Source organism: Pseudomonas sp. GW531-T4, from assembly GCF_017349615.1.
GTDB lineage: Bacteria > Pseudomonadota > Gammaproteobacteria > Pseudomonadales > Pseudomonadaceae > Aquipseudomonas > Aquipseudomonas chlororaphis_I.
Genome location: NZ_JACMZT010000060.1, coordinates 20,004 through 31,767, shown reverse-complemented (window position 1 = coordinate 31,767; position 11,764 = coordinate 20,004). Strand labels below are relative to the sequence as shown.

Here is an 11,764-nt window from a genome sequence, read left to right as displayed (position 1 = left end):
AGCAGTAGCAGTAGCTGATTTTTGACTCGTACATATTCACAGCGGCCGACCTCTTTGCTCCTCCTAAAACCCGCTTGCCCCAGTAGCAACAAGCCTGTGGAACGTGGAGGTCTCATCTCTCCCTAAGATGGTCAACCCAAGAAGATTAATGGCATACTGCCACCTCCGATACAATTCATAGCCAGGGATGCCATGCACATCATCATTGAAAGGAATATCGAAGAGCTTGTTAAGGAATTCGAATACGACAAGAAAGTAGGCGAATCGAAACTCTTTGAGTACTTCTGCAATTACTGCACCACCTCTAAACATTACCTTGGCCGCTTCGATCCGGTAGACATCACCACTGAAGAAGATGACGCATCGATAGATGGGATATCGATTATAATCGACGGTGATCTCATCACAACTATTGACGATGCCAAAAAAATATTCAGCACTCACAAAACCAATCTCACTGCGGACATCATCTTTACCCAGTGCAAAAGCGGCGAGCAGTTCAAAAAGGCTGAGATAAATAACTTTAGCGTAGGCATAGAAGACTTCCTAAGTCTTGACCCTGAACTCCCACAAGGAAAGTTAAACGTCAATAGCTTAAAAATTTTTAACGAAATAATTTCCAACCTCAGAAAGCTCAAAAATAGACTTCCCAACTTTCACGCATACTATTGCACTAGCGGCCACTACAAGTCAGAACGAGAAATCAAAGCCTCTTTTGAACTTCTTCGAAAAAAAGTTACTGCCACAGACTTATTTTTCGACATACAAGTAGTACCAGTAGGGCGAGTCGAACTACTAAAGCTTTATGCGAATGCCACAGAAAAAAACGAGGCAACCCTAAAGCTTATTGATTACTTTGGGATGCCTAAAATCCCCAACATCCCTCAATCTTATATAGCAATCGCCAACGCTAACGAATTCGTAAAAAAAGTTTTATTAGATTCCGACGGGAACCTCAATCACCGTGTATTCGAAGAAAACGTCCGGTCGTTCCTTGGCCTGACAAACGATGTTAACGGAAAAATTCAGGCAACACTTAAAGACGACTCTAAGAAAGATCTATTCTCCGTACTCAACAACGGCATCACAATCGTCGCACCAGAACTCACATTAACTCCAAACACTAAGGAAATAAACCTAACCAACTATCAGATTATCAATGGCTGTCAAACCAGCAACACTCTATTCCTCAATAAAGAACTACTCGGCGACTCTGTAAATATAGTAATAAAATTTATTGAATCCGCTAACAACGATGTCTCCGAAGACATTATCGCGGCAACCAATAACCAAACAGAGGTACAAACCGAATCATTCCATGGCTTAAAGAGCAAAGCCAAGCTTGTTCAAAAGTACTTCGATGCGCAAAATTCAAAAGCCGCGCCAGAAAATAAAATCTACTTCGAAAGACGTGAGAACGAATATAAAGACTCTGGCTATCAATTCACTAGAAAGTTCGACGTAAGAGAGCTGGCTCGTTGCTATGCCGCAATGCTCCTAAATCAGCCACATAATTCAGCGAGATATGTCAAGGCAATTTTCACAACAAGTGGAAAAGATCTTTTTTGCGATAGTGATCACGAATCCTTGTATTACGCTTCAGCTTTAGCTCTCTACAAGTACAACACACTTGTAAACGGTAGAAAAATTGGTGCACAGAACTTCATCACACTTCGTTGGCACATCATCCAAGTATTCAAGTGGGTCGTTCATGGCAAAACCGAAATGCCTGTACCAGGCTCAAAAGCGGCTGACGCGTATGCAAAGAAGATCATCACTTCATTGACGTCCGATAAAAAACCATATGTTAATCAATTTGAAGTCTGCCAACAAATCATCAAAGATACAGGTAAACCTTCTACTGATGCATTGAAGAGAGGTAAATTCACTAGTGATTTGCTCAATAAAGCAAATGAGTATTTTGCCAATCAAGCTAAAAACAAACCCTAAAAAAGGAATCTAGCTGGACTTTTCAGGCACTGAGCAATGAGGGCTACTATCCTCTCAGCAAAGGCCATTCAATTATCTAACTAGCAATAATTGATCCAGCCGCGTGATGCAGGACTGGCTCATCATATCCCCTGCGCATCCCCAATCATGGGGTGAGGAAGAGCATCAGGGTGGCGAGGTTCATGGAGGCGTCCGTCGGCTGATGGCTTGAGTTCCACAGCAGCCGACCGGGCTGCCGCAGCCCCACAAGCCTGCCCAATCCAGCGTATGCCGTCGAGATTTTTTGTCGATACAGACCTCCCCTGCCCCTGCATGGCCGCAAGCCCGGGCAGTACTCGCGCACACGGATGCCGGTGGCGTTGTAGACGGCATTGACCGGCACCAAATACTCGGCAGGTCATGGTTGACGAAGTGCCCGTGACAGGTGTCGAGCAGGGTCTGCTCTATCAACGCCGCGCCGACGGCCGAGGATCTGCGAGCGCGCGGTCTTGGAGTTGAGGATGCGCCCCGCGCCGATCACCGCGAGCATGCGGCGCAGGCGGACTTCGCCGGTGCCATGTCCACTGCGGCCTCGACGAAGTGCGCGCCGTTGGAATGTCCGTAGTCCCAGCGATACTGACCGACGAACTCACGCCCGCCGCGCCAACAACAGCACCGAAGCAGCCCCCGACAACAACACCGCGCAGCAGCGGTTGAAGAGCTTCTTGCCCCGTGGCTCGGCGAACCAGCGGCGCATGTGCAGGCCCATGTAGGCGTAGGCGCTGATGGCGATCCATTCCAGGATCAGGAACAGCACGCCCAGCACCAGGAACTGGGCGGACACCGGCGCTTGAGGGTCGACGAACTGCGGCAGGAAGGCGGTGAAGATGAGGATGGCTTTCGGATTGCCGATGGCCACCAAAAACTCCTGCCGGGCCAAGGCCAGCAGGCCCAGTGGCGCGGTCTTGTTCTCGGCCTCGACCCGGGTATCCGCGGTCCACAGCTGGTACGCCAGGTACAGCAGGTAGCCCGCGCCGAGAATCTTGATCCCGTGGAACAGCAATTCCGAGGCTTGCAGCACCACCGCCAGCCCGGCCGCGGCCAGGGCGATCATCACCGCGAAGGCGGCCAGCCGCCCTACTCCCGCCAGGCAGGAAGCGCGAAAACCATAGGTGGTGGCGTTGCGGATCGACAGCAGATTGTTCGGCCCTGGCGCCATGTTCAGGGCGAAACAGGCCGGGAGGAAGAGCATCAGGGTGGCAAGATTCATGGAGGCGTCCGTCGGCTGATGGCTTGAGTTGAGTAGCAACCCACCGGGCTGCCGCAGCCCCACAAGCCTGCCCAATCCAGCGCAGGCCGTCGAGATTTTTGTCGATGCGGGCCGCGCCTAGCCCTCCATGGCGGCCAGCCCCGGCAGCAGCTTGTCCAGGGTCAGCGGAAACTCGCGCACGCGGATGCCGGTGGCGTTGTAGACGGCATTGGCCAGGGCCGCTCCGGCGCCGCACACGCCCAATTCGCCCAGGCCCTTGACGCCCAGGGGGTTGGCCCTGGTATCGGGTTCTTCGAGAAACAGCACATCCATCGCCGCGATATCGGCATTGACCGGCACCAGGTACTCGGCCAGGTCATGGTTGACGAAATGCCCGTGGCGGGTGTCGAGCAGGGTCTGTTCCATCAGCGCCGCGCCGACGCCCCAGGTCATGCCGCCGAGGATCTGCGAGCGCGCGGTCTTGGGGTTGAGGATGCGCCCGGCGCCGATCACCGCGAGCATGCGCCGCAGGCGGACTTCGCCGGTGTCGATGTCCACCGCGACTTCGGCGAAATGCGCGCCATTGGAAATCTGGGAAAACTGCTTGTAGTCCTCCCCCATCGGCCCGACGCTGCCTTCGGCCTGCAACCCCGCGGGGGCCACCCGCAGCAGCAGGTCGCTGAGGCGTTCCGAGCGCTCGCCGATGCTGATACGGCCGTCGGCGAAGCGTACCGGCGCCTGGTTGTAAGGCGCGCCGGCGGCCTGGATGATCCGCTGCTTCAAGGCCTGGCAGGCGGCCTCCACCGCCGAGCAGGAACTGGCCGCCCCCCAGGAACCGCCAGAGCCCGAGGTCTGCGCAAAGCGGCTGTCGCCCAGCTGCACCTGCACCGCCGCCATCGGCACGCCCAGGCTGTGGGCGGCGACCTGGGTCAGGATGGTGTAGGTGCCGGTGCCGATATCGGTCATGTCCAGGCGCACCAGCACCCGCCCGGTCGGGCCCAGGCTCACCAGGGCCCTGGACAGCCCCAGGTAGTTGGGCCGGATCGCCGCGGCCATGCCCATGCCGATCAGCTTGCGGCCCTCGCGCACGCTGCCGGGCTTGGGCTGGCGGCGGCTCCAGCCGAAGCGCTCGGCGCCGGTGCGCATGCAGGCCAGCAGATTGCGCGAGGCGAACGGCACGCCGAGTTCGGGGTCCAGTTCCGGCTCATTGCGCACCCGCAGTTCGATGGGGTCCAGGTCCAGGCGTTCGGCCAGCTCGTCCATGGCGCTTTCGAAGGCGAGCATGCCCGGCGCCTCGCCCGGCGAGCGCATCCACTCGCCGCGGTTGAGGTCGACTGGCACCAGCCGATGGCGGGTCAGGCGGTTCGGCGCGGCATACAGCGAGCGGGCAAACACCGCGGTCTGCTCGCAGTACTCTTCGAAGCGCGAGGTGCTCGACCAGACGTCATGCCCCAGGGCCGTCAGCTTGCCGCTGTGGTCCGCCGCCAGCCGCACCCGATGCTGCATGGCCGGGCGATAGCCGGCGTTGGCGAATATCTGCTGGCGAGTCAGGGCTACCTTCACCGGGCGCTTGAGCACCCGGGCGGCGAGCGCCGCCAGCACCGCGTCGGGATGAATGATCAGCTTGGAGCCGAAACCGCCGCCGATATAAGGGCTGACGATGCGCACCCGCGCCGGCTCGATGCCCAGGGTACTGGCCAGGCCGGCGCGGAAGTTCGCCAGGGTTTGCGCCGAGGTATAGAGGGTCAGGTCGTCCCCGGACCAGACCGCGATGGAGGCATGGGGCTCCATCGCCACGTGGCTCTGGTACGGGGTGCTGTAGGTGCTGTCGAGCTTGACCGACGCATTGGCGAACCCCGACTCGAAATCGCCGACGGTACTGTCGGTCTGGAGACCGGCGTTGGTCCGCGGCGGGATGTAGGCCTGGGCCAGGCGTGAAGCGAGCTCGAAGTCGCCCTGCTCGGGGGTGTAGCTCACGCGAATCAGGCGCGCCGCCGCTCGCGCGGCCTCGAAGGATGCAGCGACCACCAGCGCCACCGGTTCATCGTAGTAACGCACAGCATCGGTCGCCAACACCGGACGCGATCGGCTGAACACCTCGGCCGTGGTCGGCGTCACTGCGGGGCCGAATGCCACCTGGGCGGGGGCGTTGCGATGGGTCATGACATAGAGCACGCCCGGCGTCCGTTCGGCCTCGCGGGTGTCGATCGCACTGATGCGGCCCCGGGCGATGGTCGCCCCGAGGATGTAGCCATAGGCGGTGTCGCCCATTTCCCGCTGCTCGTAGGCGTAGGTCGCGCGGCCGGTGACTTTCAGCCGGCCATCGACCCGGTCCAGCGGTTGGCCGATGGGGCTGTTGGCGGCGGATGCGGTGGGTCCTGATGTGCTCATGCCGATGCTCGCTCTTGGGTGGCGCTGGCCAGCAGCTGGCGCAGGGTGCGTTTGGCCAGGGGGATCTTGAAATCGTTGCCGCCCTGCCCGCGCGCGTCGGCCAGGGCGATGTCGGCGGCGTGCTGGTAAACCGCCATAGCGGACGGCTGGCCGAGCAACGCCTGCTCCGCCGCCGTGGCCCGCCAGGGTTTGGCAGCGACGCCGCCGAGGGCGATGCGGGCCGTGCGGATCTGCCCCGCGCGAACCTCGACCACCAGCGCCACGGCGACCAGGGCGAAAGCATAGGAAGAGCGATCGCGCACCTTGCGATACAGCTGCCGCCCCGGTGGTGGCGGCGGCAATGTAATAGCCACGATCATCTCGCCATGGGCCAGTTGGGTTTCGACCTCGGGCGTCGCCCCGGGCAGGCGGTACAGCTGATCCAGGGCCAGGGAGCGGCGCTGGCCGCCGGGCAGGACCGTCTCCACCCGCGCCTCCAGGGCGACCATGGCCACTGCCATGTCCGAGGGATGCACCGCGATGCAGGCTTCGCTGGCGCCGAGAATCGCGTGCATGCGGTTGTGCCCCTGCTGGGCCGAGCAGCCGCTGCCGGGTTCGCGCTTGTTGCAGGCCATGCCCGGGTCGTAGAAGTACGGGCAGCGCGTGCGTTGCAGCAGGTTGCCCGCGGCCGAGGCCTTGTTGCGGATCTGCCCCGAGGCACCGGCCAACAGCGCCTGGGACAGCAACGGGTAGCGCTCGCGGACACGGCTGTCGGCGGCCAGGTCGCTGTTGCGCACCTGGGCACCGATGCGCAGGCCGCCGTCGGCGCTGTCCTCGATCGTGGCCAGGGGCAAGCGGCTGATATCGATCAGGTGCGTGGGCCGCTCGATGCCCAGCTTCATCAAGTCGATCAGGTTGGTGCCGCCGGCGATAAAACGCGCCTGGGGCTGCGCGGCCATCAGGCTGACGGCCTGCTGTACGTCGCTCGCGCGCGCATAGCTGAAAGGCAGCATGGGTTCAGGCCTCCTCGGCGGCGTCGCGGATGGCGGCGACGATGTTCGGATAGGCGGCGCAGCGGCACAGGTTGCCGCTCATGCGTTCACGGATCTCCCCGTCGCTCAGGGCGACGGGCTGGCTCGTCAGGTCATCGGTGACATGGCTGGGCCAGCCGGCGCGCACCTCCTGCAGCATGCCGACCGCCGAGCAGATCTGCCCCGGCGTGCAATAGCCGCACTGGAAGGCATCACGGGCGATAAAGGCCGCCTGCAGGGGGTGCAGCAGGTCGCCATTGGCCAGCCCCTCGATGGTGGTGATCTCGTCGCCGTCATGCATGACCGCCAGGCTCAGGCAGGCGTTGATCCGGCGGCCATTCACCAGCACCGTGCAGGCGCCGCACTGGCCGTGGTCGCAGCCCTTCTTCGAACCGGTCATGCCCAGTTGATGGCGCAGTGCGTCGAGCAACGTGGTGCGTGGGTCGAGGTCCAGCAACTGGTCGCTGGCGTTGATGCGCAGGGTGATCGCCTGGGACGGCAATGGGCGAACGGGTTCAGATAGCCCCGGGGCGGACTGGGGCTGGGCCCTGCCAACGCCTACCCACAACAGGCTGGCGGCGGCCCCGGCTTGCAGCAGCGCGCGGCGCGACGGACGCGGTGAGTCCAGGTCTTGCATGGTGCTCTCCTGAAATGAACGGCTGGACGCGAGTATCGCCAAGGGCGTGGCGCCGTTCTTTCAGGTATCAGGACGAGCTTGTCAGGATTCGGGAAGCCTGCTGGCGGTAGCTGCTCGGGGTGGTCCCGGTGATGCGCCTGAAGGTCGAGGTGAAGTGGCTCTGGCTGGAGAACCCCAGCTCCAGCGCCATGGCGCTGATCGGCATGCTGCCGGCCCGCAGCAGGCTTTCGGCGCGGCGCACCCGGCGCTCGATCACGTAGGCATAGGGCGCCATGCCGGTCTCGGCCTTGAAGTGACGGGCGAAGGTGTCGACAGGCATGCCAGCGATCCGCGCCAGTTCGGTCAGCGAGAGGCTGCCGTCGATGCGCGCATCGATGTAGTCGCGCAAGCGCTTGAGCAACTGCGGCCCCAGGCGCCCGTGGCCAGCGCTGGCGGTATCGCCCCGTCCCAGGCGCAGCCCCACCAGCGCCACCAGGTGTTCTATGTAGCTGGCTTCCAGGACCTGCCCGCTGACCATCTCGGCGCTGAGGGCGGCGAGCAGCGAGTGGATCACCCCATCGCCGCTGTTGATGCGCATCGGCAGCTCGGCCAGTTGCGGGCAGCCTGGGAAATCCAGGGTTGTGTCGATCCACAGGGCGGTATAGATCAGGTCGGCCTCGCGAAAATAGCCCTGGCGCTCGACGCCGGCCGGCACGAAGCTGATCGACCCGGGGCGGTCGCAGCCCTGGTAATTGAGCGTGGAACTGCTGCGGATGTGAGTCTTGGCCGTGGCTCCGCGCTCGGTGAGGATCACCACGTGCTGCGGCGCCGTCCAGCTGAGCTCGGCCTCGCGGCAGGCCCAGCGGCGGTGATCGATAGTCACCAGGCCATCGAACAGCGATGCCGATTGCAGCACCGCGCCCTCGGCGCCCCGCGCCCGGATGCAGCCCGCGCCGACCCGGGGCTCCAGCGACAGGTTTGCGGATTCCCTTGATACGCTCATAAGCCAGGCACCTCCCCATGGGATACAGCGAGCGGCCAGCGTACCCCAGGATCACTGGCAACTTCCAAGCGAAAAAGAAGCGACCTGGGGCAATCCCCGGCCAAACCGAACTGATTTACAATGCCGTCCCTTTGCCTGAGGCTGGCGTTTCGTGGATGCTCTGTCGCTTGTCTATAAGCACCTGATCGACTGGGTGATCGCCCCTGTTACCCAACAGTTTCTCGGCATTTTCAATCTGAACGGCCGGCTCGGGCTGTTGTTCCTGTGCGTGTCCTACGGCGTCGCCTATGGCCTGTTCCGCTTCAGGAAGCGCCGCGGCCTGAGCGACGCCCACTCGTTCTGGCACTTCATCGGCGGCAGCCGGGTGCACTTGCACCGCTCGGCGCTGCTGGATTATCGCTACTACTTCGTGCGCGCCATCCTCAAGGTCGCGCTGGTGCTGCCCATCGTCCACTTGGTCGACCCTTACATCCTGCGCTCCGGGGATTACCTGGCCTTTTTCAGCAACCTCTGGGGCGAGCGCCCGCGCCTGGGGCAGAACCTGGGGCTGTCGCTGCTCTACGGGCTGGGGGTGTTCCTGCTCAAGGACTTCATCCATTACTGGGCGCACCGGGCCTTTCACTCGCGCTGGCTGTGGGAATTCCACAAGGTCCATCATTCGGCGCCGGTGCTGGTCCCGGCGACGGCGAGCCGGGTGCACTTCGTGGAAAAGATCGTCGAGAAACTGAGCATCGGCCTGTGCCTGGGCCTCTACGCCGGAGGCTTCTGGTACGCCTGCGGCGGCGAGATCAGCCGCTATACCCTGTTCGGCGTGACCTACCTGGTGTTCATCTTCAACAGCCTGGCGGCCAACCTGCGGCACAGCCATGTCTGGCTGTCGTTCGGTCCGCGGCTCGAGCATGTGCTGAACAGCCCGGCCCAGCACCAGATCCATCACAGTGACGCGCCCCGCCACTTCAACCGCAACTTCGGCACCAACCTGTCCCTGTGGGACTGGATGTTCGGCACGCTCTACGTCACCTGCTCGACACCCGAGCCGCTGCGCTTCGGCACCGGGGAGCAGGACTCGCAACGTTACCTGACGGTCTACAGCCTGATCGTCACGCCCTTCGTCGAGACCGCCCGCAAGCTCCTGGCCAAACGCCCGCGTGGGGTGGCGCCGCAAACGCCCTATTCATAAGCCGGGGCGCCCGCTATTCCTCGAAACGACTGCTGGCATCACGATCGCGCGCGTAGCGCCTGGCGAGTGGAAACGCCGGCAACCAGGACTCGCGCCGAACAGTCCAGCTTTCGTAAGTGGGCTTGAGTTGGTCGGGGGCGTCCAGGGAACCCAGGTTCACTTCGACTTCATCGGCCGTGCGGGCAAACACCGACGAGCCGCAGTGCGGGCAGAAAAACCGCCCGGCGTAGTCGCGGGTTTCGCCCTCGATGGTCACCGCGTCCTCGGGGAAGATCGCCGAGGCATGGAACAGCGCGCCATGGTGCTTGCGGCAATCGAGGCAGTGGCACAGGCCGACCCGGTACGGGCGCCCCGCCGCCACGATCCGCACCTTGCCGCACAGGCAACCGCCGGTGAATCGTTCCATGCTGCACCTCTTCTTGGGTCAAGCATTGCTGGTGGCTGGCCAAGGCCGCGTTCAGTCATGGGACGGCTGTTGCGCGGCGCCGGCCCGGCCTGGTTCTTTCGGCGCCTCACGCTGCAGCTGATTGCGCCAGACTCGATAAGCACGAATGCCAGCGCGTACCGAGGAAAACAACAATTTCTGCTCCAGCTCGCGCGCCAGGCCCGAACGCACCAGCATCCGCAGGAATGTCCCGTGCGGCCGGGCAATGCCCAGGACGATACCGCGGGCCAGCAGGGTGTCGCGCACCTCCCTGAGGGCCACGATGCCGCTGACGTCGATCGAGGTCACCGCCTCGGCGACGAACAGCACGGCACGGGGATCGGGCTCGCGCTCGACCGCCTCCAGCAGGCGCGCCTTGAAGTAGTCGGCGTTGAAAAACAGGATCGCGTCATCGAAGCGGTACACCACCAGCCCCGCCAGCGTGCGCGCCTGCGGGTATTGGCTGATATCGACCTGGCCTTCGATCCCGCGTACCCAGCCCAGCACCGCATCGGTGGGCTGGTAGATGCTTTTGAGCAGCCGCAGGATCGCCAGCAGCACCGCGACGATGATGCCCGGCAGCACCCCCACGCCAATCACCCCCAGGGTGGTCAGCACACACAGCCAGAACTCGAAACGGCTGAGCTTGCGGATGACCCGCATCGCCTGGATGTCGATCAGCCCCCAGCCCGCCATCAACAGCACCGCCCCCAGCGCCGCCTGGGGGATCCAGGCCATGGGCGCGGTGAAGAACAGCAGGATCAGGGCAATCACCAGGGCAGCGATAATCCCCACCAACTGGCTCTTGCCCCCCACCATGCTGTTGACCGCGGTGCGCGAATCGGCGCCGCTGATGGCGAAGCCACTGGAGACCCCGGCGGCGATATTGGACACGCCCAGCGCCAGGAACTCATGGTTGGCATTGACCGTGTAGCCGTTCCTGGCGGCGAAGCTGCGGGCCGTCAGCATCGCACTGCAAAAACTCACCGTGGCGATACCCAGCGCATCGCGCAGCAGGCTTTTCAGTTCGGCCTGGTTGGTCTGCGGCCAGCTCAACTGCGGCATGCCCGAAGGGATCGGGCCCAGTACGGAGACGCCGTAGCTGTCCAGGCGCAGAAAGCCGACGCACAGGGTGGCAATGGCCACCGTCACCAGCGCCGCCGGCAACCTCGCAAAGCGCCGCGGCAGCCAGATCAGCAGCGCCAGGGCGCCCGCGCCGATGGCCAGGGTCGGCCAATGGGTTTCGCCAAGCCGCTGCAGCATGTTCAGCAGGCTGAGAATGAAACCCTCGCCTTCGATTTTGTAGCCCAGCACCTTGCCCAGTTGCCCGGCCAGCAGGCTCAAGCCGATGCCGTTCAGATAGCCGATCAGGATGGGCCGCGAGAAAAAACTGGCAATGAACCCCGCCCGGGCGATGCCGGCGCCGATCAGCATCAGGCCGACCAGCACCGTGACAATCACGGCCAGTTGCGCCAGACGCTCGGGATCGCCCAGCGCCAGGGGCGCGATCGCCCCGGCGACCATGGCGCAGGTGGCCGCATCCGGCCCGACCATCAACTGCCGCGAACTGCCCACCAGGGCATAGACCATCATCGGCAACACGCAGGCATACAAGCCGTACTGCGGCGGCAGCCCGACGATCTGGGCGTAGGCGATGGCAATCGGGATCTGCACGGCCGCCACCGACAACCCGGCCTGCAGGTCGTACCTGAACCATTCGCGGCGGTATTGCAGGAGATTGGCCAAGCCTGGCAGCCAACGGGCGAGCAGCATGGAGGTACCTTTGATCAGGGGCTTTGACGAGGGGTATGGCGGGCGCGAAAGCTCGTGCCCTGGATGAGAGATAAGCAGAGTCGGTTTTTCTTTGCAGGCTTTTCAAAAAAATATCGGCGGATCGAGCGTCCTCTGATTTGGCAGACGCCGTGACAGACTGCGGCCGGTCCTCCGTCGCCGGCCCTCCCC

Annotated in this window: 9 protein-coding genes and 1 pseudogene; 2 read left to right on the top strand and 8 right to left on the bottom strand. The window is 62.5% G+C overall.

Annotated elements, in window-relative coordinates; genetic code table 11:
• Positions 1 to 192: 192 nt before the first annotated feature.
• On the top strand, positions 193 to 1,950 hold the full coding sequence (locus J4D28_RS28590; RefSeq protein ID WP_028682211.1) for an AIPR family protein: 1,758 nt from the start codon (positions 193 to 195) through the stop codon (positions 1,948 to 1,950).
• A gap of 145 nt (positions 1,951 to 2,095) precedes the next feature.
• Here J4D28_RS28590 and J4D28_RS30800 read toward each other — a convergent pair.
• The 6 genes and pseudogenes from J4D28_RS30800 to J4D28_RS28565 all read right to left on the bottom strand — a co-directional run.
• Positions 2,096 to 2,544: pseudogene (locus J4D28_RS30800) on the bottom strand (molybdopterin cofactor-binding domain-containing protein); the annotation flags it as partial.
• 34 nt (positions 2,545 to 2,578) lie between these two features.
• Positions 2,579 to 3,199 (bottom strand): LysE family translocator, encoded by a 621-nt coding sequence (locus tag J4D28_RS28585; RefSeq protein WP_103331751.1) that lies wholly within the window; start codon positions 3,197 to 3,199, stop codon positions 2,579 to 2,581.
• Positions 3,200 to 3,316: 117 nt separating this feature from the next.
• Positions 3,317 to 5,569 carry a xanthine dehydrogenase family protein molybdopterin-binding subunit gene (locus tag J4D28_RS28580; RefSeq protein ID WP_028682375.1) on the bottom strand — a complete coding sequence of 751 codons (2,253 nt, stop codon included), beginning with the start codon at positions 5,567 to 5,569 and terminating at the stop codon, positions 3,317 to 3,319.
• Positions 5,566 to 6,561, bottom strand: a complete 996-nt coding sequence (locus tag J4D28_RS28575; protein ID WP_028682374.1) for a xanthine dehydrogenase family protein subunit M — start codon at positions 6,559 to 6,561, stop codon at positions 5,566 to 5,568. The genes J4D28_RS28580 and J4D28_RS28575 overlap by 4 nt, the downstream gene beginning before the upstream one ends.
• A 4-nt stretch (positions 6,562 to 6,565) precedes the next feature.
• Positions 6,566 to 7,216 (bottom strand): aldehyde dehydrogenase iron-sulfur subunit, encoded by a 651-nt coding sequence (locus tag J4D28_RS28570; protein ID WP_016704562.1) that lies wholly within the window; start codon positions 7,214 to 7,216, stop codon positions 6,566 to 6,568.
• A 67-nt stretch (positions 7,217 to 7,283) separates the two neighbouring features.
• On the bottom strand, positions 7,284 to 8,198 hold the full coding sequence (locus J4D28_RS28565) for a helix-turn-helix domain-containing protein (RefSeq protein WP_038631937.1): 915 nt from the start codon (positions 8,196 to 8,198) through the stop codon (positions 7,284 to 7,286).
• A 151-nt stretch (positions 8,199 to 8,349) separates the two neighbouring features.
• On the opposite strand from J4D28_RS28565, the gene J4D28_RS28560 reads away from it, so the two are divergent.
• The gene (locus J4D28_RS28560; protein WP_053268851.1) at positions 8,350 to 9,378 is read left to right on the top strand and encodes a sterol desaturase family protein; all 1,029 of its coding nucleotides are present in this window, start codon (positions 8,350 to 8,352) and stop codon (positions 9,376 to 9,378) included.
• A gap of 13 nt (positions 9,379 to 9,391) precedes the next feature.
• Here J4D28_RS28560 and J4D28_RS28555 read toward each other — a convergent pair whose 3' ends face one another.
• Both J4D28_RS28555 and J4D28_RS28550 read right to left on the bottom strand, forming a co-directional pair.
• Entirely contained in the window at positions 9,392 to 9,784 is a 393-nt protein-coding gene (locus J4D28_RS28555) for a GFA family protein (RefSeq protein ID WP_053268850.1), read from the bottom strand.
• Between the two features lie 51 nt (positions 9,785 to 9,835).
• Positions 9,836 to 11,575, bottom strand: a complete 1,740-nt coding sequence (locus J4D28_RS28550; RefSeq protein ID WP_103331750.1) for a SulP family inorganic anion transporter — start codon at positions 11,573 to 11,575, stop codon at positions 9,836 to 9,838.
• Positions 11,576 to 11,764 lie beyond the last annotated feature (189 nt).